Source organism: Mycobacterium sherrisii, assembly GCF_002102355.1.
Classification (GTDB): Bacteria; Actinomycetota; Actinomycetes; order Mycobacteriales; family Mycobacteriaceae; genus Mycobacterium; species Mycobacterium sherrisii.
The window spans coordinates 113,139-135,981 of the sequence record NZ_LQPT01000028.1; the positions used below are offsets into that span (position 1 = coordinate 113,139).

Genomic DNA, 22,843 nt, shown 5'->3' on the forward strand with positions numbered 1-22,843 from the left:
CAATTCGCAGGATTTGCACAATAATTGTAAAGGCAACGTACAAACAGGGCGGAAGTAGTAGATGACAGCGCCGACCGTAACCGAAACCAGACCCGAAGCACGTGTTCTCGTCGTCGATGACGAGGACAACATCGTCGAACTGCTCTCAGTGAGTCTCAAATTCCAGGGATTTGAGGTCGCCACAGCGACCAACGGAGCTCAAGCGCTCGACCGCGCCCGCGAAACCCGGCCCGACGCGGTCATTCTCGACGTCATGATGCCCGGGATGGACGGCTTCGGGGTGCTGCGCCGGCTACGCGCCGACGGCATCGACGCTCCCGCACTGTTTTTGACAGCCCGCGACTCGCTGCAGGACAAGATCGCGGGTCTCACCCTGGGCGGCGACGACTATGTGACGAAGCCGTTCAGCCTCGAGGAGGTCGTCGCCCGGTTGCGGGTCATCTTGCGGCGCGCCGGCAAGGGCACGGCCGAGGCGCACAACGCCCGGCTGACATTCGCCGACATCGAACTGGACGAAGAGACCCACGAAGTGTGGAAGGCCGGTGAACCGGTGTCGTTGTCCCCGACCGAGTTCACCCTGCTGCGTTATTTCGTGATCAACGCCGGGACGGTGCTGAGCAAACCGAAGATCCTCGACCACGTCTGGCGTTACGACTTCGGCGGCGACGTCAACGTCGTCGAGTCCTACGTGTCCTATCTGCGTCGCAAGATCGATACTGGGGAGAAGCGGCTCCTGCACACGTTGCGCGGCGTGGGTTACGTTTTGCGGGAGCCGCGCTGAGTACACCCTTTGCCAGTCGGCGAAAGTAGCGATCGGTGGCAACTATGGAGACGCCCACACCGGTCCGGCGCGGATTACCCCTGCGCGTCGGCCTGGTCGCGGCAACGCTGGTGCTGGTGGCCTGCGGTTTGGCGGCCTCGGGTGTCATGGTCACCTCGATCCTGCGGCACAGCCTGGTCAGCCGCATCGACCAGACGCTGCTCGAAGCCTCCCGCGGGTGGGCATCGGCGCCTCGGCGGCAGGTCCCGGCGTCCCCCTACGAGGGCCCGGATCCGGGGCGGCCGCCGTCGAAGTACTACGTGCGCGGGGTCGGTCCCGACGGCAAGCCGTTCACCGCCATCAATGACCGCAACGCCGAACCCGCCCTGCCACCCGACAACGACGTCGGGCCGAATCCGACGACGCTGGAGTCGGTCAACGGTTCGGACATTCAGTGGCGGGCGGTCTCCGTCCGCGGGCCCAATGGTCTGACGACCGTCGCGATCGACCTGTCCGACGTCGATCACACGGTGCGGTCCCTGGTGTGGCTGCAATTCGGCATCGGGGTTGCGGTGCTGGTGGTTGTGGGCATCGCAGGTTTCGCGGTGGTGCATCGCAGCCTGCGGCCGTTGATCGAAGTCGAACAGACGGCCGCCGCGATCGCCGCCGGGCAGCTGGATCGCCGTGTCCCAGAACGTGATCCGCGCACCGAGGTGGGTCGACTTTCGTTGGCCCTCAACGGGATGCTCACCCAGATCCAGCAGGCGGTGGCGTCGTCGGAGTCCTCCGCCGAGAAGGCCCGGGGCTCGGAGGACCGGATGCGGCGGTTCATCACCGACGCCAGCCACGAGCTGCGTACCCCTCTCACCACCATCCGCGGCTTCGCGGAGCTGTATCGGCAAGGTGCGGCCCGCGACGTGGCCATGCTGCTATCGCGCATCGAAAACGAAGCCAGCCGGATGGGACTGCTGGTCGACGACCTGCTGCTGCTGGCGCGCCTGGACGTGCAACGGCCGCTGGAACACCATCGGGTCGACCTGCTGGCGTTGGCCAGTGATGCCGTGCACGACGGACAGGCGATTGATCCCAAGCGCAGCATCTCGATGGAGGTCCTCGACGGGCCCGGCACCCCCGAGGTGGTCGGGGACGAGCCTCGGATACGTCAGGTGCTGAGCAACTTGGTGGCCAACGCCTTGCAGCACACTCCGGTCACCGCCGGGGTTATAGTGCGGGTGGGTACCTCCGGTGACGACGCGGTGATCGAGGTGTCCGACACCGGTCCCGGCATGAGTCAAGAGGATGCGTCACGGGTGTTCGAGCGGTTCTATCGGACCGACTCGTCACGGGCCCGGACCAGCGGCGGCACCGGGCTCGGCCTGTCCATCGTGGCCTCGCTGGTGCAGGCCCACGGCGGCACGGTGACGGTGGAAACCGCGCCCGGAAAGGGCTGCTGCTTCCGTGTCACGTTGCCGCGGGTCAGCGACGTCGCGGCCCAGTTGACCTGAGGATCAGGTCAACTGCTGCAGCGCGGCCTTGATCCGGGCCTGGGCCTGATCGAGGGATTCCGGCGACGGATTGCGGTCGACGTTGGCGAAACCGAAGTCGCTGAGGCTGCGGGTGGGGAAGACGTGCACATGCAGATGGGGCACCTCCAGCCCGGCGATGATCAAGCCGGCACGTTCGGCGCGAAACGCCTTGCAGACGGCCTTGCCGATCAACTGGCTCACCGACATCACCCGGCCGAACACCGCGCTGTCGACGTCTTGCCACTGATCGATCTCGGCACGGGGCACGACCAAAGTGTGCCCCTGGGTCATCGGTTCGATCGTGAGGAATGCGACTACGTCGTCATCCTCGTAAACGAACCGGCCGGGCAGCTCACGGTTGATGATCTTGGTGAAGATCGACGCCATGGGCCCAGCATAGGTTCTCTCGATCCGGCGCCCCCGCGTCAGTCCTCTTGGCCGAACTCCATCACGTCGAGATTCCAGTATCCGCGCATGTTGGTGATCAGTCCCGCGTCGTCGACCCGGTAGGTGAACACGCCGCGCACCTTGCTGGTGATCCCGCCTTCGAACCTGCTCTGCAGCACCAGAATATGGGCGATTTCATTGGGCGAGCTGGACGGGAAGGTCTCCTCGCAGGCGATGGTGAGCTGGTTCTTGGCGATGTTGTTGTCGAAGAACTCACCGACGGCGGCCTTACCGCGCACCCCCGAGCCGTCGGGGTTGGTGACCGACTTGCCGATCGGGTCCTCGATAACGACGTCGTCTGTCATCAGGGCCAACCAGCCGTCGCGATCTCTGGCCTGGGCGCACCGCCACGACGACTGCGACGCGGTCAGTGCCGGGGATTGAGCCGTTTGGGTCATCGATATTTCTCCTGTCACTCGATCGCGCACGCGGTCACCACACGACAGCGTCGCCTCATGGCGCCGATCTGACCCGGCGCCATGAGGAACGAGGAAACCGTCACGTGATGGACGTGGCCGCAGTGTTACCGGTCGGCGTCGGTGTAGCGGATCACGCCGCGAATGTTCTTGCCGTCCAACATGTCCTGGTAACCGTCGTTGATCTGCTCGAGCCGGTATTGGCGAGTGATCATGTCGTCCAGGTTGAGCTTGCCGGCTTTGTACATCGACAGCAGCTGCGGGATGTCGTACTGCGGGTTTCCACCGCCGAAGATGGTGCCCTGCAAGTTCTTCTGCATCAGCGTCAGCATCGCCAGGTTCAGCGTGACGTTGGTGTCCAGCAGGCTGCCGATCGCGGTCAGCACGCAGGTGCCGCCCTTTTGGGTGATGTTGAGGTAGTTGTCGATGTCGGCGCCCTGCAGCTCGCCCACCGTGACGATGACCTTGTGCGCCATCAGGCCGTAGGTGACCTCAGCCATGCCCGCCATGGCGGCGAGGATGTCGGGGTAGACGTGGGTGGCGCCGAATTTCAACGCCTGGTCACGCTTCCACTCGATCGGGTCGATCGCGAAGATGTAGCGCGCGCCGGCGTTGACCGCGCCCTGTAGCGCCGCCATGCCGACCCCGCCGACACCGACGACGGCGACGTCTTGGCCCGGCCGGATGTCGGCGGTGCGCACCGACGACCCGTAGCCGGTGGTCACCCCGCAACCGACCAGCGCGGCCACCTCGAACGGGACCGATGGGTCGATCTTCACCACCGAGCTGCGGTGCACGACCATGTACGGCGAGAACGTCCCCAGCAGCGTCATGGGGAAGACGTTTTGACCACGTGCCTGGATGCGGAAGGTGCCGTCGGACACTGCGGCGCCGCCGAGCAATCCCGCGCCGAGGTCGCAGAGGTTGCGCAGGCCCGCCTGACAGGTCGGACATTGCCCGCAGGACGGGATGAACGAAAGCACGACGTGGTCGCCGGGGGCGATGTCCTCAACGCCCGGCCCGACCTCAGTGACGATGCCAGCGCCCTCGTGGCCCCCGAGCACCGGGAAACCGGCCATCGGAATGCCGCCGGTGACCAGGTGGTGGTCGGAGTGGCACATGCCCGCCGCTTCCATCTGGATCTTGACCTCATGGGCCTGCGGGTCGCCGATCTCAATCTCCTCGACGGACCAGGGCTGGTTGAACTCCCAGATCAGTGCGCCTTTTGTCTTCACGATGGTCCTGACCCCATTTCGCCGTTGAATTGATCAGCGCTGCCCGGCCCTTCGGGCCGGGCAGCTCGGTGACGGATGCCACAGGCACCCCGTCGCGTCAGCATAGCGCGCGCAGCGAATCAAATGCTTGGTTGGCTGCCATTGCCCGAATGCTCACCAGATCGGCACCGGCGCCTGACCCAGCGGGTAGTAGCCGGGTAGCTTCTCCCCGGCCACGCTGCGTTCAATGCGCCGATGCATGCCCTCGCTGAGGTCGCCGGACTCGATGAGTTTGGCAAACATCTTGGCCACGTGACCGAAATCGAAGAAGTCGCGCTGCCACTCGATGAGCTCGGCGCCGTCAAGCCGGAACCAGCTGCCGCCGATGCCGTAGATCTCGTCCTGGATGCCGTCGGCCTTATTGACGATCTGCTTCCAGAAGCCGACGATCTCGCCCTGCTTCTCGTCGATGAGCACCTTCTGGTACTCGTACACCCAGTTCTCCAGGCCCTCCATCTCCAGTCCCAGTGCGATGTCGCGGATCTCGTCGATGCCCACGCACATCACGTCTTCCTTGGGGCCGATGTTCCAGCCGTAGGTGGCGTCCTTGGCGTAGAAGTCGGCCAACGGCCGCCAGTCGCCGGCCTTCTCGCAGTCCTTGTTGGCCTGCAGCCAGCGCTGCACCCACGCCTCGAGATCTTCCCGCGAATGTGACGCCGTGGCATTCATGGGGTCAGCCTTCTTTCTCTTTGAGGAATAGTGCTTGGGTCGGGCACATTTGCACCGCGAGCTCGACCTCGTCGCGGGCGTCTTCGGGTGGCTCGGGATCGATGATCTCGACCTTGCCCCGATTGGGCACCCGGAAGTAGTCCGGTGCCTCTAGTTCGCACATGGCGTGGCCCTGGCACAGGTCCAGATCGACCTCGATTCGAAAAGGCATGGTCTTCTCACGCCTTCCGTTTGCGGTATCGCACCTTGGCCGGCCGGGCGAGCTGCACCACCATTTTGGAGTGGTCGTTGTGGTAACTGTCGGCCGGTTGTGCCATCTCGAATTCGTACTCGCGCAACAAAACCGAGAAGATCGCCTTGATCTGCATTTGGGCGAAGGCGGCGCCGACGCAGCGGTGCCGCCCCGCGCCGAACGGGATCCAGGTCCATCGGTTGACGATGTCGGCCTGCTCGGGCTTGAGGTAGCGATCGGGACGGAATGCGTCCGGATCGGGAAAGTCCTCGGGGATCCGGTTCGAGATCGCCGGGGACGCCGCGACGAAGTCGCCGGCGTGAATCGGAAAGCCCTCGACCTCGAACTCGCCCTTGGCGACCCGCATCAGGATGATCAGCGGCGGGTGCAGCCGCAGGGTCTCCTTGACCACGTTGTCCAGCTTCGGAATCGACCGCAGCGCGTGGAAACTCACCTCCTGGCCGTCGGCGTAGAGCTCCTCGAGCTCGGCCAGCACCTCCGCGTACACTTCGGGGTGCCGAATCAACTCGATCAACGTCCACGCCGAAGTGCCGGAACTGGTGTGGTGCCCGGCGAACATCAGCGAGATGAACATCCCGGTGACCTCGTCGGCGGAGAAGCGGGGATTGCCGTCCTCGTCCTTGATCGAGACCAGTACGTCGAGCATGTCGCGGTCGGCCTTGTCCTTCGGCGGGTTGGCCAGCCGTTGGTCCATGATTTCCTGCACCAGCGCAACGAGTTTGACGCGCGCCTCGTCACGGCGCCGGAAGCTTTCGATCGGCAGGTAGGGATCGACGTAGCAGAGCGGATCGGTGCCGCGTTCCAGTTCGTGGTAGTACTCGGCGAACCGGTGATCCAATTGCTCGCGGAACTTCAGACCGATCAGGCAGGCCGTCGAGGTGTAGATGGTCAGTTCGGCGAAGAAGTCGAGCAGCTCGATCTCGCCCTGAGGTCCCCAGTCGGCGATCATCTTCTTGACTTCGCCCTCGATGGTGGCGGCGTGACCCTTCATCTGCTCGCCGCGCAGCGCCGAGTTGTGCAGCATCTCCTTGCGCCGCTCGGGGCTGGCGTCGAACACCACGCCCTTGCCGAAGATCGGCGTCATGAACGGATACGCCTCGGCCTGGTCCAGGTCTTCGTCCGCGGAGCGGAAGAAGAACTCGTTGGCGCTTGCGCCGGACAACAAGATGACGTGCTTGTCGACGAGCTGGAACCAGCCCACATCGCCGCATTCCTCGCGGACCCGTTTCATCAAACCGATTGGGTCGGTGCGAAATTCCTCGAGATGGCCATGCTCTTCTTCGCCGCCGGAAACCCGCGGCACAGTCGCGGTGGTGGTCATTGTCCTGGCATCCCTTCTTCGCCGAGCGCGAGTTTCTGACGAGCCTTGTTGTCGGCCAACGGCGCTTCCGGCTGCAGCTCCATGTTGGCGACGAAGCCGCCGCGCGGCGTCTCGGCGACGAAGGTGATGGCCCGCGCCAGATCCGCCGCGCGCAAAAAGTAGTCGTGGCGGGCCTGGCCCCATTTCGCCCAGTCTTCCAGTGCGGGACCGATCTTCTCGGCCGGCAGGCTCCATCCCATCGACGTCTTGGTCGGGCCGGGGTGCACGATCGAGGCCCGCAGGCCGGTGCCCTCCAGCTCCATCTGGAAGTTGGTAACCATCGCGACCAGCGCCGCCTTGGCGGCACCGTAGGCGCCCATGTGCGGGCGCTGACGCAGCGCGACGTCGGAGCCGACGAAAATCAAATCGCCACGCTGCCGGTCGAGCATGCCGGGCAGCACCGCAGCCGCCAGCCGGTTAGCGCCGACCAGGTGGATCTGCAGCTGCGACTCGAATTCGTCGGTGGTGATCTCGGCGAGCTTGCCGAAGTAGGTGTCACCCGCTCCGGCCACCAGGACCTCGATCTCACCGAGCGCGCCAACAGCCTGTGCAACAAAAGATTTCACCGAGTTGGGGTCGGTGACGTCGAGGTGAAATCCCACCGCCTCGCCGCCTTCGGCGTTGATCTTGCCGACGATGTCGTTGAGCTTCTCCACCCGACGGGCGCCGAGCGCGACGGGGAAGCCGTGCGCTGCGAGCTCGATGGCGGTGGCCTCCCCGATGCCGGAGGAGGCGCCGGCCACGATTGCCGGCCGTCGTTCGGGCAGGGGCTCAAAGCGAGGCATCAGCGGGTCTCCACGGTGATGGGTAGGTGAGCGAATCCGCGAACATTGCTGGAGTGGACGCGGACGGCGTTGGCCTCGTCCACCCGATATCCGCGGATTCGCTTGAACAACTCGGTGAGCGCCACGCGGGCTTCCATCCGGGCCAGGTGGGCACCGAGGCAGAAGTGCGCGCCGCTACCGAAACTCATGAGCTTGGAACCGATATCGCGTCCAATCAGATATTCGTCGGGATCGTCGAACACCCGCTCGTCGCGATGGGCGGAGCCGGGCAGCAAGAGCAGGACGTCCCCGTCGGGGATGGTGGTGTCGTAGAGGGTCAGCTCGCCGGACACGGTGCGGGCCAGGATCTGGCTCGAGGTGTCGTAGCGCAGGGTCTCCTCCACCCACAGCGGAACCAGGGCGGCGTCATCGTAGACGGGCGCGAGCTGGCCGGGATTCTTGTAACCCCAAAAGGCGGCGTTGGCAAGCAGTTTGGTGGTGGTCTCGTTGCCGGCGATCACCATCAAGAACATGAAGCCGAGGACTTCGTCGTCGGTGAGCCGATCGCCGTCGATCTCGGCTTCCAGCAGTGCGGTGGTCAGGTCGTCGGTGGGCTTGGTGCGCCGGTCGGCGACCATCTGCTGGTAGTAGACGATCAGGTTGATCGACGCCTCGACCGCCTCCGGCGGAACGTCGGTGACGCCCTCGTCGCGGTGCATGACGCCGTCGGCCCAGGCCCGAACCTGCACGCGGTCTTGCTCCGGCACGCCCATCAACTCGGAGATCACGTCCATCGGCAATTTGCCCGCGAACTCGTCGACGAAATCCACGGTGGCGTCCGCGGAAGCCAGGTCGAGCATGGTGTCGAGGTGCTTGACCGCGATCTCGGTGACCCGCGGTTCCAGCTCGCGGATGCGGCGCGGCGTGAAGCCCTTCGACACCAGGGTGCGCAGCCTCAAGTGGGCGGGATCGTCCATGGCCAGAAAGCTCATCGTCTTGCTGGCGTGCGGGCCGCGCGAGGCCGGATCCAACGACACCCCGTACTTGTTGGAAAGCGTTGTGCTGTTGCGGAATCCGTGTAACACATCCTGATGTCGGGACAGCGCCCAAAAGTTCAGTTCGTCATTGCGGTACAGCGGGGCCTCGTCGCGCAGCCGCTTGTAGTACGGGTACGGGTCCTCGTGGAAGTCGTAGTCGTAAGGGTCAAGCACCAATTCGTGGTCTCCAACATGCACGGTCATTCGGTTCCGGCCTCCCCGCTGGTCGCCCCGGGACCCGGCAGGATCAGACTGACGACATAGGCCAGCCGGTCGGCGATCTGGTGGTAGGTGAACTGGCCACTGCCGGCCTGGACCAACGCGCCGAAGAAAGTCATCTCCAGCGCGGCAACCGTATTCGGATCGGCGCTCGGCCCAATGGCCGTCGCGATGCGGCGGTGAATTTCCGCGCCGATCCGGTCGCGAACGGCCGCCACCGCCGGATCGGTGCCGCCGCCGAGCAACGCCGTCGTGCACGCCGCACCGACCTCGGGCTCGTCGGCGACCACCAGCGCCAGGTGGCGCAGCACCTTGTCCACCCGGATTGGCATCGGTTCGTTGACGTCGGTGAAGAATGGCACCTGCCGCACCAGGTCCAGATACACCTCGGCGATCAGGTGGTTCTTCGACGAGAAATAGGTGTATGCCGTGGCCGGTGCAACCTTGGCGACGGCAGCGACGGCGCGCACCGTCAGGCCGGCATAGGACTTCTCCCGTAACGTCTCGATCCCGGCGGCGAGCACCTTACGGAAGGTCTCCTCTTGGCGCCGATTGCGCGCCGGAAGACCGGATTGCTGCTCGGCCGGGGAAGTGACCGCAACCAAGGCATCGCTGGACACATGTCCAAACTAGAGGAAGACAGCATGACGAATCAAGCCCGTCGGCCAAACACGGTGGTAATAGCGATAAATTGAGGCTCGCGGCGGCGCTGCGCGGTCCAATCTCTTGCACCGGCGGGGCCCGACGGCTATGGTGCGGTGAAACAATATCGGACAACTGTCCATCTGAGCGGGGGATGAAACTGGACCCCTGGGACTGCCACGCACAGACGGGAGCGCGAGATGGCCTTGCTGGCCGACGGCGTGAGTGAACTGTTCATCGACGGCAAGATGTCGGCCGGCAGCGCCGGTACCTTCCCCACCGTCAACCCCGCGACCGAGGAAGTGCTCGGGGTCGCGGCCGACGGCGACGCCGACGACATGAGCCGCGCCATCGATGCCGCCCGCCGCGCGTTCGACGAGACGGACTGGTCGCGGAACACCGACTTGCGGGTGCGGTGCGTGCGACAGCTGCGCGAGGCGATGCAACAGCACCTCGAAGAGCTACGCGCACTCACCATCGCCGAGGTGGGCGCGCCGCGCATGCTCACCGGCATCGCTCAACTGGAAGTACCGGTCAACGACCTGGCGTTCGCCGCGGATACCGCCGAATCCTATGAGTACAACCAGGATCTCGGGTTAGCATCGCCGATGGGGATCCCGACGCGGCGCACCATCGCCCGCGAAGGCGTCGGCGTCGTCGGTGCGATCACGCCGTGGAACTTTCCGCACCAGATCAACCTCGCCAAGATCGGGCCCGCGCTGGCCGCCGGAAATACCGTCGTCCTCAAGCCCGCCCCCGACACCCCGTGGTGTGCGGCCGTACTGGGCGAACTCATCGTCGAGCACACCGACTTTCCGCCGGGCGTGATCAACATCGTCACCGCCAGCGATCACAGTGTTGGCGCGCTGCTGGCGAAAGACCCTCGGGTGGACATGGTTTCGTTCACCGGGTCGACAGCTACCGGTCGCAGCGTGATGGCGGATGGCGCGGCCACGATCAAAAAGGTGTTCCTCGAGCTGGGCGGCAAGTCGGCGTTCATCGTCCTCGACGACGCCGACCTGAGTGCGGCGGTGGGCGTGGCGGGATTTTCGGTGTGCATGCACGCCGGGCAGGGGTGCGCCATCACCACCCGGCTGCTGGTGCCGCGGGCGCGGTATGACGAAGCTGTCGCGATCGCCGCGGCGACCATGGGCGGCATCAAGGCAAGCGATCCCACCGACCCGGGAACCATTTGCGGGCCGGTGATTTCGGCACGGCAGCGCGACCGCATCGAGGGCTACCTCGAGTCGGCGATCGCCGAGGGCGGGACGTTCGCGTGCGGGGGCGGCCGCCCGGCCGACCGCGAGGTCGGCTTTTTCATCGAGCCCACCGTGATCGCGGGGCTGGACAACGACGCGCGCTGCTCGCGCGAAGAGATTTTCGGTCCGGTCCTGACCGTCATCGCCCACGACGGCGACGACGACGCCGTGCGCATCGCCAACGACTCGCCCTACGGCCTGTCGGGTACCGTGTTTGGCGCCGATCCGGACCGGGCGGCCGCGGTCGCCGCCCGCATCCGCGCCGGAACGATCAATGTCAATGGCGGCGTGTGGTATTCGGCCGATGCGCCATTCGGCGGTTACAAGCAGTCCGGAAACGGTCGCGAGATGGGATTGGCAGGTTTCGAGGAATACCTCGAGACCAAAACGATCGCGACCGCGGTTTGAAGCGAGGAGCTTGACGGATGAGGTTCGAAAACAAGGTCGCGATCGTCACCGGATCGGGCGGCGGCATCGGCCAGGCCTACGTCGAGGCGCTGGCGCGCGAAGGCGCCGCGGTCGTCGTTGCCGACATCAACGCCGAGGCCGCCGCGGGGGTGGCCAAGCAGATCAGCGCCGACGGCGGGACGGCCATCAGCATCCCGGTCGACGTGTCGGATCCGGAGTCGGCCAAGGCGATGGCCGATCGCACGCTGGCCGAGTTCGGCGGCATCGACTACCTGGTCAACAACGCGGCGATCTTCGGCGGGATGAAGCTGGACTTCCTGCTCACCATCGACCCCGAGTACTACAAAAAGTTCATGAGCGTCAATCTCGATGGGGCACTGTGGTGCACGCGCGCGGTCTACAAGAAGATGAGCAAGCGCGGCGGCGGGGCGATCGTCAACCAGTCGTCCAGCGCGGCGTGGCTGTACTCCAACTACTACGGACTCGCCAAGGTCGGCATCAACGGGTTGACCCAACAACTCTCGCGCGAGCTGGGCGGTCGCAACATCCGGATCAACGCGATCGCACCCGGACCGATCGACACCCAGGCCAGCCGGACCACCACGCCCAAAGAGATGGTGGACGACATCGTCAAAGGACTTCCGCTGTCTCGCATGGGAACTCCCGAGGATCTGCTCGGCATGTGCCTGTTCCTGCTCTCCGATGAGGCCAAGTGGATCACCGGGCAGATCTTCAACGTCGACGGGGGGCAGGTAATCCGGTCATGACTCGCGTCGGCGACGACGGGGAGCTTCGCGGTGAAAAGGAGCGGCGCAGGTGACTGAGCATTTCACGCTCGGCTATATCGGCCTAGGCAACATGGGCGCCCCCATGGCGACAAAGATGACCGAATGGCCCGGTGGTGTAACGGTTTACGACATTCGCACCGAGGCGATGACGCCGCTGGCCGAGAAGGGTGCCAACCTGGCGGACAGTGTGGCGGACGTGGCCGCCGCCGACATCATCCACGTCACCGTGCTGGACGACACCCAGGTGCGTGAGGTCGTCGGCGAGCTGGCGGTAACCGCCAAGCCCGGCACCGTCATTGCAATTCACTCGACCATCAGCGACACCACGGCCGTCGAGCTCGCGGCCGAGCTCAGGCCGCACGGCATTCATGTCGTGGACGCACCGGTCAGCGGCGGCGCCGCCGCGGCGGCCAAGGGCGAGCTCGCCACCATGGTGGGCGCCGAACGCGAGGTGTACGAACGGATCAAGCCGGCGTTCAAACATTGGGCGGCGGTGGTCGTCCATGCCGGCGAGCCGGGAGCCGGAACGCGAATGAAGCTGGCCCGCAACATGTTGACCTTCACCTCGTACGTCGCGGCGTGCGAAGCCATGAGACTGGCGGAGGCGGCGGGACTGGATCTGCAGGCGTTGGGCCGGGTGGTACGGCACACCGACGCACTCACCAGCGGGCCCGGCGCGATCATGGTGCGCGACAGCATGAAGGACCTCGAACCGGACAACTTCCTATACGAGCCGTTCTTGCACACCCGCGGCCTGGGGGAGAAGGATCTGAGTCTGGCCTTGGCGCTGGGCGAATCGGTGTCGGTCGACCTGCCGCTGGCCCGATTGGCCTATGACGGGCTGGCTGCCGGTCTCGGCGTGCCGCACACAGAGGGAGAGTCGTAATGGACGAACTACGCCGCAAGGGTCTCGAAAAAATGAACGAGGTCTACGGCTGGGAAATGCCCAATGTCGAGGGCGACGCCTACTTCGACCTGACCGTCGACCACTTGTTCGGCAGCATCTGGACGCGACCGGGGCTGTCGATGCGCGACAAGCGCATCATGACGCTGACCGCGGTGACCGCGGCCGGCAAGCGCGACCTGGCCGAGATTCAGATCAACGCCGCGCTGCTCAACGGCGAACTTTCCGAGACCGAACTGAAGGAGATGGCCGTCTTCCTGACTCAATACCTCGGATTCCCGCTCGGCTCCGCGCTCAACGGCGCGGTCGAGAGCGTCGTGGCCAAGCGCAAGAAGGCCGCGGCCACGGGCGCGGGCGAGGACAAGAAGGCCAACGTCGACGCCGCGCTGAAGATGCATTCGGGTAAGACGACCGGCTAGGCCGCCAGAAAGTGGGCGACGATCGCGGCCATCGCGTCGATCGCATCGCGGGTGATGACTTCGAACCCGTGCGTGCTCAGGGTGGGTAGACACAGCAGTCCCGCGCGCGGTGTCAGACCCCCGGCCTTGGCGCGAGACGCGTCACTTTCGAAGGCGCCCAGCACCGCGGCCTGGGGCCGCAGGCCCCGGTCGGCCGCCGTCCGCATCAGCCGGTCGGCGATGTCCTTGTCGTAGACGCACAGCGCGTCGCTGTAACCGACGATCGGGCCTCCGGCGACGGTGGTCTCGTACTCCTGTTCGGTGGGTCCCACCTCGAGCGCGACCGTGAGCGTGCCCGGCAGCGTGGCGCTGGCGTAGCAGCCACCGATCCCGCCGATTTCTTCGTTGGTGGTGAACACCAGGTAGGCATCCTCGGCCGGTCGTCGCCCCCGGTCGCGCAACAGCCGGGCGGCGCGTAGCAGGGCCGTGACGGCGGCGCGGTCGTCGAGGAAGTAACACCCGATGTAGTCACCGACGTCGACCAGTGTCCTTTTGCTCCGGTCGACACAGACCCGAGTTCCGGCATGGACTCCCGCGGCCGCCAGCTGCTCCTGGCTGCGACCGGTGAAGACGTAGACGTGTTGCCAGTCCAGCGCTCGGTCGCCTTGATCGGGCTTGGTCTCCCAGATCCGCGGGCTTTCCTTCGTGGTGTGTTCGGAGCCGTGCGTGAGAACCGCGGTGAATGTCTCGTTGTCGCCGAGCACCGCGACCGGGCCAAGACCGAAGTTACCCGGATACATCACCCCGAGCTGTGTGACGTGCAGTGACCCGTCGGGCTCGATCCGCTTCACCAGCATCGAGAGCTCGTCCAAATGTGCCAGGACGCGGGTTGCGTTGCCCGGGCCCGCCGGCGGTGCCCACCGGTGCCGGTTCTGCTCGACACTGGTCCCGGAATCGCTTGCTGCGCTGACGAATCCGATCAGATTCCCGGCGTCGTCGGTCCACATGTCGTCGACAACGGGCTCGAGTTCACGCGCGCACACGGCGCGCACCGCCTCCTCCTGGCCGCACGGCCCGTAGGTCCACAACAGTTCCTGCAGCAGGTCATCGCCTTCGTCGCGCGTCATCAGTCCTCCCGCCACCGGCTACCCCACCACGGGTGGCACAAACGGCGCGGTGCTCAGTAGGGCCGGCCGCCCGCGGGCATCACGTATTCCGACGGCGGCGCGAAAACACCATTGACGGTGGTGCCGCCCTGGATTATGCCGGCCGTCATCTCGAGCATGCTCTGCGGAAAGCCCAACCTCGGCTTGGTCAGCGTGCTGAGCCGAGCCAATTCCTCGGCGCCGAGATCGACGTCGGCGGCGCGCACGTTGTCGTCGAGCTGGGAGAGCGTGCGTGCACCGATGATGATCGAGGCGACGGCACGCTGGGCCCGCACCCAGGCCAGCGCGACGCTGGCGACGGTGGTCTGATGCGCGGCGGCGATACTCTCCAGCTCGTCGATCACCGTGTAGGTCTTGTCGTTGAGGAATGAGTCGACCATCGCTCCGCGACCGGCCTTGTGCTGTCCGGCATTTCGCCGGGTGTACTTGCCGCTGAGCACGCCACCCTTCAAGGGAGACCAGGGCGTGATGCCAAGGCCGAACTCGTCGGCCATCGGCACCAGCTCCTGTTCGATCGTGCGTTCCAGCAGCGAGTACTCGACCTGCAATCCGATGAACGAGGACCAGCCGCGGAACCGCGCGATCAGATTGGCTTCGACGATCTTCCACGCCGGAGTGTCCGAGACGCCGATATAGCGAACCTTGCCCGCTGCGACGAGGTCGTCGAGTGCGCCCATCGTCTCCTCGATGGGGGTGTTCACGTCCCACATGTGCAGCCAGTACAGGTCGATGTAATCGGTCTGTAAGCGGCGCAACGAGTTATCGCAAGCGTCGATCAACGACTTGCGACCAGCGCCGCCCCCGTTCGGGTCGCCGGGATACAGGTTGCCGCTGAATTTGGTGGCGATGACCAAGCGGTCGCGACGCGCGGGGTGGCGTCCGATGTGATCACCGATGATCTTTTCCGAGTGGCTCCTGGTGTAAAAGTTGGCGGTGTCGATGAAGTTGCCGCCGAGGTCGGTGTAGCGGTCGATGATCTGCTGGGACTCTTCGACACCGGTGCCCCAGCCGAGGTCTTCTCCGAACGTCATCGCGCCCAGGCAGAGCGGGCTGACGCGCAAGCCGGACCGGCCGAGTGTCACGTATTGATCTAGAGGCATGGAACGACTTCCGGTAGATTGTTCAACCATGTTGTTGTTCGTAAATAAACTAGTTCATGACTGAACGATCTGGCAAGTCGATCACTGCCCTTGACGCCGCCAAGATCTGGTCGCTGAACTACCGGGTGCTGCTGTCGGTGATTGCGGACGCCGAGGCCGATATCGGCGCGCTGGGGCTGGAGTCGAAGGAGCTGTTTCTGCTCGCCGAGATCGAGGACCATCCCTACCCGGCCGGATTGGCCGCGACGTTGAGCATGCCGAAGGCGACGGTGACGTTGTACCTGAAACGGCTCGAGTCCGCAGACTTCGTGCGCCGCGAGATCGACCCGTCCGATCTGCGGCGGCACCGGTTGCTGCTCACCGCCGCGGGACGTCAGGCGGTGACCAAGGGCCTGGCCGTGCTGTCCGGCGAATTCGACAAGCGTCTCGGGCGACTGACCGCCGCGCAGCGAAAGGACCTCAAAAGCCTGCTCGAGCGGATCGTCTGACGCGGCCTCATCGACGTTGACCGTTTTGCTGCAACGGATTCGGGTGATCGAGGTAGAAGTCGATGTGTGCCTGCGCCGCGACGCGCCAGGTCATCTTCGCGGCCAGGCGGCGTCCGGGCAGGGGGTCGTAGCACTCTTGGATCGCCGTGATCAAGCTGGCAGCGATCCCGGCGGCGTCGTGGCCGTACCTGATCGTCGTTCCGAAGACCTCGCGCAGTACCGGTAAGTCGCGGGCAACGACCGGCCGTCCCGCCGCCAGCGCTTCCAAAGCGGCCAGGCCGAATCCCTCTTTCGTGGAGGGGAAACAGAATGCGTCGCATCCGGCGACCAGGCTCGGTAATTGCCGGTCGTCGACGGCGCCGAGGATGATCGGTTCGACGTCGAGTTCGGTGCACCGCAGTTCGAACGCGGAGCGGTACTCGCGGTAGTCGAACAACGTCTCACCCCCCGCGACCACCAGGGCCAGCTCGGGCATCTCCCGGCGCAGCAGGTGGTAGGCATCGACCAAGTCGATGGTGCCTTTGCGCGGTTCGATACCACCCACCGTGAGCAGGTACCGCCCCAGGCGGTCGCGCCACCGTGCCCGCGCAGCCGTTGCCGCCGCATCATCGGAGGCGGCATCGATAAACCGCTGCGCCTGAACACCGTTCGGAATAACGGTCGGAGAAAAACCCCACTTCGCCGCCACCTCGCCAGCGACGGCGGTGGAGACGCAAATGCGGGCATAAGGTTTGGTGATTGCCTGCTCGTGACACGCCGCCAGGACTGCAGTAGTGAACTCGTCGAGATGATGAATGGTGCGGATGCAATCGCCGACCGCGTTGGCGCTGATGCAGTCCTGGGCGTGCACGATGTCGTAATCACCGGGGTTGAATGCCTTGCCCAGCAACTCGATCGAGCGGATGACACGATCGGTGACGGTGTCGCCGGGGTAGTCGACGAATTCCACCAGGCGCACGGTCACGGCCGGGTCGACGGGGCGAAAGAAGCCGCTGTCGTTGGCGCGTGCCAATGACCACACCGTCACGTCGACGCCGAGCCCGGCGAGCGCTTCGGCGAGGCTCAGCGTGTGCACGACACCGCCGCGCGGCTTGGTCGAATAGGTCAGCAACGCAACACGCTGGGTCATCTCGGCTTGGTCCTGGTCCGGTAGGCCTGCGGCCGTAGTTCGGCAAGGTGGTTCAAAACCCTGCGCGCGCGGGTGATTTCGGCATCGATGTCGATGTCCGCCTTGGCAAGTCCGCCGGTGGAGCGGGTCGTCACCAGAATGTCGCCACCCGGTCCCACCACCTTCGCCTGACCCAAGAATCGAAGATTTCCCATCACGCCGGTCTGATTGGATGACACGACGACCACCTGGTTTTCGGCGGCGCGGGCGCAGTCGTAGAGGTCGAAGAGCCGCGACTGCCGGTCGGCGGGCAGGCGGGAAGCCCGGTCGGTGATGCTGGCCGGCCAGGCCGACAGCGCCGCGATGATCTGCGCCCCGTCGGTGGCCAGTGCCCGGGCGGCCTCGGGGAACGTCTTGTCGTAATCGATGAGCATCCCGATCCGCCCGACCGGGGTGTCGAAGGTGCAGAACGTGTCGCCGGCCAGGTAGGTCAGCGACTCACCAGCCGGCTGATGCACTTTGCGATGGGTGCCCAGAACACCGTCACCACAGACGCACACCGCCGCGTTGTAGCGGCCGCCTTCGGGCGCCGCTTCTGCATACCCGACGCACACCGTCATGGAGCCGGCCGCGGCGGCGACCGCCGCGATCTCCCGACCGTCGGGGTCCAGGGCCGGCGGCGGGTCGTCGAGGTCGGGCGTCCGGAAATCGCCGATGTAGCCGCCGAGGCAGGCGTCGGGAAACACCAAGAGGTCGACCCTGTCCTGCGCGGCGGCCGCGATGATCCCGAGGACCTTGTCCAGGCAGCGCTGCAGGTCTCTCCCGAAATGAGCGGCGACAGCCGCGACGGTCAGCAATGCCAACGCACCCTCCTCAGGCCGGTCCGAGGCCGGTGACGGGGGAGGTCAGCGCCATTGTCACAACGCCGTCCGGCCAGCGCAACCTCACCCCCGGGGTCGCGGTCACTGAACCACACTCCGCGCTGACGACGCCGTCGGGCAACTCGAGAACCGGGCCCCCGCCACCCGCGGTAAGCATGGCGAATCCCGGGAAGCACGTGAGCCATTCGCCCATGCTGGTGCCGGCGGGGCGCGCTACCGCAGCGATGTCGAGTTCGGCGCCGGATCGACTGGCTTCGGCCATCATTCCCAGCGTGCCGACAACGCCGGCCATGCTGACATCCTTGGCCGCGCGGGGACGCATCGAGGCGACCGCGCGGGTCATCGCGACGAGCTCGCCGCTGCTGCGGTTGCTCGTCGAATCCCATTGTCTTCCTGTATATCCTGGCCGCCACTGACCGGCGGTGTCGACCGTCAACCGAATCCGGTCCCCGGACGTCGCGCCACCGGCGGGAATGGGAGTCGCGGCCCGCCCCAGCGCGGTCACCGCCAGAGCCGGCGGAACGCCCAGTTGGGTGTGCCCGCCCAGCACCGGCACCTGCCACGCCGCCGACGCGGCGGACAACCCGGCGATCACTCGGTCGAGCAGCCGTGCGGTCGGCGCCCCGACGGCGTCCAGGAGACCGATTGGCGTGGCGCCCATCGCGGTAAGGTCGTTGACGTTGACCAGAACCGAACACCACCCCGCCCATTCCGGGTCACGTTCGACCATCGCGGGAATGATGGCGTCACACGCGGCGATCAGATCGCTGCCAGGAATCGGCGTTCCGTCATCACCCACGAAGCCTGCCGGCCCCAGCGCCCCGGGCACCGGCCGCAGCGGCTCGAGCGCGGGGCCGAGGAATGACTTGGTGGCCGTTACGATGCGCTGAAATGGGTTCAACGGCCAGCGAATCCACGCATGAGGTCGCGACGCGACGGTGCACTCACCCAGCATTTGCCAGCCCAGCTTGGTGAACAGGGGCATGTAGCGTTGCTGCACGGTGGCCTCGAATCGCAGCACGCCGGCCGATTCAACGTAGGCGCATGCGGCGCGAATGAGCGCGGAGCCCAGGCCCACGATCCGGACGGCCGGATCCGTCGCCAGTCTCGAGCCGGTCCACCAGCCGAGGTCCACCGCCGTAGCCGGGGCCAGCCGTACTCCGCCGAGGATCTGACCATCGGGCGTCCTCGCCACCAGCACGACGGCCCGTGGATCGTCGTCGACCTCATCGCGATCTGTTCCCGCGAAAAGACCCTGATCGCCGACGAATGCATCGTGGCGTATCCGCCGGTAGGCCTCGAGTTCGCGCCCGGACTCCGCGGGGTGGATCAGAAACGGCGCGGGCGCCGCCGGAGCGCCGGTCAGGATCGACGAATCCACCGACGCGGCTTCGGTGTTGGTGCTGAAGAAAATCATCAGGCACCGAAATTCTGCAGGATGCTGCAGGCTCCGCAGGTCGCACACCCGGCGCGTTGCGCGGCACCGGACATGCCGGCCGCGCGCAGCAGGGTGGCGACTGCCCGGGTGACCTTCTCGACGACTGTCGGGTCCGGAGTCGGAGCGGCGTCGACGTCGACGGCCAGTGACCCGGCTTGCGGGCGGAACGGGACGACGAAGGGGTACACCCCCATGTCGATCAGTTCGGCTGCGCCGGAAACGAGTTCGTCGGGATCTTCGCCCAGTCCGACGAGCAGGTAGGTGGAGACCTGGTTGCGGCCGAACAGACGGACGGCCGCACGCCAGGCCCCGCGATACACCTCCAGGGGTATGGCCGCTTTGCCGGGCATCCATCGCCGGCGAACCTCGTCGTCAAGCGATTCGACGTGGATGCCGATGGCGTCGGCGCCGGCGCCTCGCAGGTCGGCGAGCACCGCCAGATCGGCCGGCGGTTCACACTGCACCTGGATCGGCAAATCGGGGACCGCGGCTTTGACCGCGCGCACACAGCGGGCCAGGTGCCGGGCTCCGCGGTCGGCCCCGGCCGTTGTGCCCGTGGTCATCACCATCTGTGTCACACCGTCGAGTCGCACTGCCGCCTCGGCGATTTCGGCAAGTTCCGCCGGGCGTTTCACAGCCGTCGTGCTGCCGGATCGCAGCGACTCCTCGATGGTGCAGAACCGGCATCGCTGATCGGGTGCGTAACGGATACAGGTCTGCACGACGGTGGTGGCCAGCACGTTGCGTCCGTGCAGCCGGGCCAGTTTTTCGTAGGGAACTCCGTCCGCGGTGGTCAGATCGTAGAAACGGGGTCGGTTGATGGCCTGCACGTCCAGGCCGGTGTCCTCGTCGTCGACGAGTATTCGGCTCCCGTCGAATACGAAGGGGCTGTTGGGATTCAGCGGAATGGCGGCGTTGAGTCCATCGATGACCACGTGGCCGTCGGCGCTCGGGCCGGCGCCCGCGGCGCGGCTCAGAGGAACCGCACCGCGGAAGCCACGCAGCGCAAGTTCGACTCTGGTGGATGGGACCATCACTGACGCTCCTAGACGTTGGTTGACGGAGTCTCGCGCGTCAGTGGCCCGCCGCGAGGCGCAGCACGGATTCGTGATAACTGCCGATGATGGTGGCGGCGATATGCCGGGCGTCACGGTCGATGCCGAGAAAGCGGCCTGAGCCCCAGGTGTGCATCCAGGGTAGGCCGACGAAACTCAGCCCGGCAACGTTGGTGATCCCGCGCGTTTGCATCGGGTGGCCGCCGCCATCAAAAGCACTGGCTTCGATCCATCGATAGTCGGGGCGGTAGCCAATGGCCCACACGATGCTGGTCACACCCTCGGCCGCCAGATCCAGCTCGGTCGGCTCAAACTCGGGTCGCCACACCGGTGTATAGCGCGACGGCGGCGGGGCGTCGATCTTTTCGCGAGTGATATAGCCGTCGATATCCGCGCAGATGGAGTTGTAGACGGAGTCGGCCTGGTCGAGCGCCGCGTTGAGGGTGGCGCCGAATTTCAGCGTCGAATCCTTTCCGTCGCTGAGCAATCCGTAGAGCTTCATGCCCTCGGCGGCGAACTGGCGCAGGTCGATGTCGCGGCCACCGCCGCGCCCGGTGACATAGTGGTTCGTCTTCTCGATCGCGGCCTTGCCGCCCGGATACTCCTGCACCGGCTTCTCGTACAAGCCCATGTCGGCCAGCCATGACATGCAGTCGCGTCCGCGGTAGAAACGGGCGACCCTGGGCGCGTCACCCACGGACAGATGCACTTGGCGCCCCGCCAGGTGCAGGTCCTCTGCTATCTGGGCGCCCGATTGCCCGGTACCGACTACCAACACCGCACCGTCGGGTAGCTGGTCGGGGTTGCGGTACCGCGCGGAGTGGACTTGCGCTATCGCAGGAGTGAGCGACTGCGCAAACGGCGGCACAACCGGCACCGGGTATCCGCCGGTGGCAACGACGGCATGTTCGCAAGTCAGAGTTTGGACGCGGTGGGTGGTTTGCACCGCCAGCTCGAACCCGCCCTCGGGTCGGTTGGTCAGCCGCGTCACCGTCGAGTGGGCGCGCACGGGCGGCGCGAATTTCTCCAACCATCCGGCCAGCCACGCGACGACCTCGTCGCGGGTCATGAATCCGTGCGGGTCCGGTCCTTCATAGGCGTACCCGGGCAGTTGACAGTGCCAGTTCGGTGTCACCAGTGTGAAGTTGTCCCAGCGACTGTCGGCCCACGCGTGAACCGGGGTTTGTGCCTCGAGGACTACGTGCTCGATCTCGGCGCGGCACAGGTACCAGCTGACCGAGAGACCGGCCTGGCCGCCGCCGATGATGGCGACGCGCGTGTGCTCTGGCGTTGTCATGACTGCTCCAATTCGGGATGCATCGCGGTGATCGTGATCACGGCGTCGAGCGGAAATTTCTTGGCGGCGTTGCGGATCCGGTCTTTGGTGTCGGCGGCCGAGGTGCAGTCGAATCCGTATTTGACGCGCACTCTATTGCTGGCCTCGGTCAGCCCGCGGCTGGACCGGTCCAGGAACTCGGCGACGGTGTAGTTGGCTCCGGTGCGCAGGTAGTCGTGCATCACCAAGCTGGGGGAGTAGCAGCGTTGCGCGCTGTCATCTGGCCAGCGCACCTCAAAGGTCATCTCAGGCATGCGACACCTCTTGCCACTTGGCCGACTGAGTTGTCTCGGTCAGCGGACCGTACACATCGGGCCGACGGTCGCGCAGGTGGAACATTCCGGCCCGCATGGTGCGGAAGGTCGCGTCGAGGTCCACTTCGGCCACCGCCATACCGCTGTCGAGAAGTGTTGTGGCCAAGATGTTTCCACCCGGATCCACGATCTTTGCGTTGCCGACGTACCGCAGCGATCCGAAGGTGCCGCTTTGGTTGGAAGCCATCCAGAACACCTGGTTGTCCAGCGCGCGGGCCATGTCGAAAAGGTTGAACCGGTAGGTCCAGCGGTCCTCCTGAAGATTTTCGGCGGGCGCGGTGCGGGCGGCGGGCCAGGCCGACAGGTTGGCGATGATCTGCGCACCGTCAAGGGCCATGATCCGCGCGGCTTCGGGAAAGGCTTTGTCGTAGCAGATCTGCAGCCCTACCCGACCGACCGGTGTGTCGTAGACCCCGTATCGGGATCCGGCGGCGTACGACATGCTCTCGCCGAGCGGCTGATGGACTTTGCGATACACGCCGTACACGGTGCCGCCGTCGAGCACCGCAGCGGTGTTGTAGCGGGTTTCACCGTCGTCGTCCAGTTCGCAAAAGCCGATCGCCGTGACCAGGTCACCGAGGATCGCCTGCACGCGGGCGATCTCGGGGCCGTCGAGGCGAATGGCCGGAGGTAACGAGCGCTGTGTGGTGGGCACCACCGTGTCACCGTGGTTGCCCAGGGAAGGCAGATAACCGCCGATGGCGGCCTCCGGCAGGACCATGAAGTCGACATCCTTGTCGCGGGCCCGCTGGACAAGTGAGGTGATGAGCGCGTAGTTCTGCTCGAGATCGCGGGTGAAATTGGCCGAGACGGCAGCAAGAGTCTTCATATGA

Annotated in this window: 25 protein-coding genes; 7 read left to right on the plus strand and 18 right to left on the minus strand. The window is 65.7% G+C overall.

Annotated elements, in window-relative coordinates:
* The first annotated feature begins 61 nt into the window (after positions 1 to 61).
* Positions 62 to 781 (plus strand): two-component system response regulator PhoP, encoded by a 720-nt coding sequence (gene phoP, locus AWC25_RS05370; protein WP_069401861.1) that lies wholly within the window; start codon positions 62 to 64, stop codon positions 779 to 781.
* A 44-nt stretch (positions 782 to 825) separates the two neighbouring features.
* Complete coding sequence (locus tag AWC25_RS05375; RefSeq protein WP_069401862.1) at positions 826 to 2,265, plus strand: sensor histidine kinase; 1,440 nt, start codon at positions 826 to 828, stop codon at positions 2,263 to 2,265.
* Positions 2,266 to 2,268: 3 nt separating this feature from the next.
* On the opposite strand, the gene AWC25_RS05380 is transcribed toward AWC25_RS05375, so the two are convergent.
* The 9 genes from AWC25_RS05380 to AWC25_RS05420 all read right to left on the minus strand — a co-directional run bounded on the left by AWC25_RS05380 (position 2,269) and on the right by AWC25_RS05420 (position 9,345).
* On the minus strand, positions 2,269 to 2,673 hold the full coding sequence (locus tag AWC25_RS05380; RefSeq protein WP_069401863.1) for an HIT family protein: 405 nt from the start codon (positions 2,671 to 2,673) through the stop codon (positions 2,269 to 2,271).
* A gap of 38 nt (positions 2,674 to 2,711) precedes the next feature.
* A complete protein-coding gene (locus AWC25_RS05385) occupies positions 2,712 to 3,131 on the minus strand; it encodes a ketosteroid isomerase family protein (RefSeq protein WP_069401864.1) in 420 nt (139 codons plus the stop codon).
* A 125-nt stretch (positions 3,132 to 3,256) separates the two neighbouring features.
* Complete coding sequence (locus AWC25_RS05390) at positions 3,257 to 4,384, minus strand: NDMA-dependent alcohol dehydrogenase (RefSeq protein ID WP_069401865.1); 1,128 nt, start codon at positions 4,382 to 4,384, stop codon at positions 3,257 to 3,259.
* Positions 4,385 to 4,537: 153 nt separating this feature from the next.
* Positions 4,538 to 5,092 carry a hypothetical protein gene (locus AWC25_RS05395; RefSeq protein ID WP_085166448.1) on the minus strand — a complete coding sequence of 185 codons (555 nt, stop codon included), beginning with the start codon at positions 5,090 to 5,092 and terminating at the stop codon, positions 4,538 to 4,540.
* A 4-nt stretch (positions 5,093 to 5,096) separates the two neighbouring features.
* On the minus strand, positions 5,097 to 5,303 hold the full coding sequence (locus AWC25_RS05400; protein ID WP_069401867.1) for a ferredoxin: 207 nt from the start codon (positions 5,301 to 5,303) through the stop codon (positions 5,097 to 5,099).
* Between the two features lie 7 nt (positions 5,304 to 5,310).
* Complete coding sequence (locus tag AWC25_RS05405) at positions 5,311 to 6,666, minus strand: cytochrome P450 (protein ID WP_069401868.1); 1,356 nt, start codon at positions 6,664 to 6,666, stop codon at positions 5,311 to 5,313.
* Positions 6,663 to 7,490, minus strand: a complete 828-nt coding sequence (locus AWC25_RS05410) for an SDR family oxidoreductase (protein ID WP_069401869.1) — start codon at positions 7,488 to 7,490, stop codon at positions 6,663 to 6,665. The genes AWC25_RS05405 and AWC25_RS05410 overlap by 4 nt, the downstream gene beginning before the upstream one ends.
* Positions 7,490 to 8,710 (minus strand): cytochrome P450, encoded by a 1,221-nt coding sequence (locus AWC25_RS05415; protein WP_069401870.1) that lies wholly within the window; start codon positions 8,708 to 8,710, stop codon positions 7,490 to 7,492. Before AWC25_RS05415 ends, AWC25_RS05410 begins: the two co-directional genes overlap by 1 nt.
* Positions 8,707 to 9,345 (minus strand): TetR/AcrR family transcriptional regulator, encoded by a 639-nt coding sequence (locus tag AWC25_RS05420; RefSeq protein ID WP_069401871.1) that lies wholly within the window; start codon positions 9,343 to 9,345, stop codon positions 8,707 to 8,709. The genes AWC25_RS05415 and AWC25_RS05420 overlap by 4 nt, the downstream gene beginning before the upstream one ends.
* A 222-nt stretch (positions 9,346 to 9,567) precedes the next feature.
* On the opposite strand from AWC25_RS05420, the gene AWC25_RS05425 reads away from it, so the two are divergent.
* Genes AWC25_RS05425 through AWC25_RS05440 form a run of 4 tightly spaced genes read left to right on the plus strand, consistent with a single transcriptional unit; the run spans position 9,568 to position 13,145 of the window.
* On the plus strand, positions 9,568 to 11,034 hold the full coding sequence (locus tag AWC25_RS05425) for an aldehyde dehydrogenase (RefSeq protein WP_069401872.1): 1,467 nt from the start codon (positions 9,568 to 9,570) through the stop codon (positions 11,032 to 11,034).
* Between the two features lie 17 nt (positions 11,035 to 11,051).
* On the plus strand, positions 11,052 to 11,801 hold the full coding sequence (locus AWC25_RS05430; RefSeq protein ID WP_069401873.1) for an SDR family oxidoreductase: 750 nt from the start codon (positions 11,052 to 11,054) through the stop codon (positions 11,799 to 11,801).
* A gap of 49 nt (positions 11,802 to 11,850) precedes the next feature.
* Positions 11,851 to 12,708, plus strand: a complete 858-nt coding sequence (locus tag AWC25_RS05435; protein ID WP_069401874.1) for an NAD(P)-dependent oxidoreductase — start codon at positions 11,851 to 11,853, stop codon at positions 12,706 to 12,708.
* A complete protein-coding gene (locus AWC25_RS05440; protein WP_069401875.1) occupies positions 12,708 to 13,145 on the plus strand; it encodes a carboxymuconolactone decarboxylase family protein in 438 nt (145 codons plus the stop codon). The genes AWC25_RS05435 and AWC25_RS05440 overlap by 1 nt, the downstream gene beginning before the upstream one ends.
* On the opposite strand, the gene AWC25_RS05445 is transcribed toward AWC25_RS05440, so the two are convergent.
* Together AWC25_RS05445 and AWC25_RS05450 are read right to left on the minus strand one after the other, a co-directional pair.
* The gene (locus AWC25_RS05445; protein WP_069401876.1) at positions 13,142 to 14,251 is read right to left on the minus strand and encodes a zinc-binding metallopeptidase family protein; all 1,110 of its coding nucleotides are present in this window, start codon (positions 14,249 to 14,251) and stop codon (positions 13,142 to 13,144) included. The two genes, AWC25_RS05440 and AWC25_RS05445, sit on opposite strands and share 4 nt — an antisense overlap.
* Before the next feature lie 53 nt (positions 14,252 to 14,304).
* On the minus strand, positions 14,305 to 15,390 hold the full coding sequence (locus AWC25_RS05450) for an aldo/keto reductase (RefSeq protein WP_085166449.1): 1,086 nt from the start codon (positions 15,388 to 15,390) through the stop codon (positions 14,305 to 14,307).
* Between the two features lie 56 nt (positions 15,391 to 15,446).
* On the opposite strand from AWC25_RS05450, the gene AWC25_RS05455 reads away from it, so the two are divergent.
* Complete coding sequence (locus tag AWC25_RS05455) at positions 15,447 to 15,878, plus strand: MarR family winged helix-turn-helix transcriptional regulator (RefSeq protein ID WP_069401878.1); 432 nt, start codon at positions 15,447 to 15,449, stop codon at positions 15,876 to 15,878.
* Positions 15,879 to 15,885: 7 nt separating this feature from the next.
* Here AWC25_RS05455 and AWC25_RS05460 read toward each other — a convergent pair whose 3' ends face one another.
* From AWC25_RS05460 to AWC25_RS05490, 7 genes are read right to left on the minus strand one after another with little or no spacing between them, the layout of a single operon-like run.
* Positions 15,886 to 17,007 (minus strand): MSMEG_0565 family glycosyltransferase, encoded by a 1,122-nt coding sequence (locus tag AWC25_RS05460; RefSeq protein WP_069401879.1) that lies wholly within the window; start codon positions 17,005 to 17,007, stop codon positions 15,886 to 15,888.
* Entirely contained in the window at positions 17,004 to 17,840 is an 837-nt protein-coding gene (locus AWC25_RS05465) for a carbon-nitrogen hydrolase family protein (RefSeq protein ID WP_372513390.1), read from the minus strand. The genes AWC25_RS05460 and AWC25_RS05465 overlap by 4 nt, the downstream gene beginning before the upstream one ends.
* Positions 17,841 to 17,859: 19 nt before the next feature.
* Positions 17,860 to 19,284 carry an MSMEG_0567/sll0787 family protein gene (locus tag AWC25_RS05470; protein WP_085166450.1) on the minus strand — a complete coding sequence of 475 codons (1,425 nt, stop codon included), beginning with the start codon at positions 19,282 to 19,284 and terminating at the stop codon, positions 17,860 to 17,862.
* Positions 19,284 to 20,339 carry an MSMEG_0568 family radical SAM protein gene (locus tag AWC25_RS05475; protein ID WP_069401882.1) on the minus strand — a complete coding sequence of 352 codons (1,056 nt, stop codon included), beginning with the start codon at positions 20,337 to 20,339 and terminating at the stop codon, positions 19,284 to 19,286. The genes AWC25_RS05470 and AWC25_RS05475 overlap by 1 nt, the downstream gene beginning before the upstream one ends.
* Before the next feature lie 40 nt (positions 20,340 to 20,379).
* Complete coding sequence (locus AWC25_RS05480) at positions 20,380 to 21,657, minus strand: MSMEG_0569 family flavin-dependent oxidoreductase (RefSeq protein WP_069401883.1); 1,278 nt, start codon at positions 21,655 to 21,657, stop codon at positions 20,380 to 20,382.
* Positions 21,654 to 21,950 carry an MSMEG_0570 family nitrogen starvation response protein gene (locus AWC25_RS05485; RefSeq protein ID WP_069401884.1) on the minus strand — a complete coding sequence of 99 codons (297 nt, stop codon included), beginning with the start codon at positions 21,948 to 21,950 and terminating at the stop codon, positions 21,654 to 21,656. The genes AWC25_RS05480 and AWC25_RS05485 overlap by 4 nt, the downstream gene beginning before the upstream one ends.
* Positions 21,943 to 22,839 carry a carbon-nitrogen hydrolase family protein gene (locus AWC25_RS05490; RefSeq protein ID WP_085166451.1) on the minus strand — a complete coding sequence of 299 codons (897 nt, stop codon included), beginning with the start codon at positions 22,837 to 22,839 and terminating at the stop codon, positions 21,943 to 21,945. Before AWC25_RS05490 ends, AWC25_RS05485 begins: the two co-directional genes overlap by 8 nt.
* Positions 22,840 to 22,843: the final 4 nt, after the last annotated feature.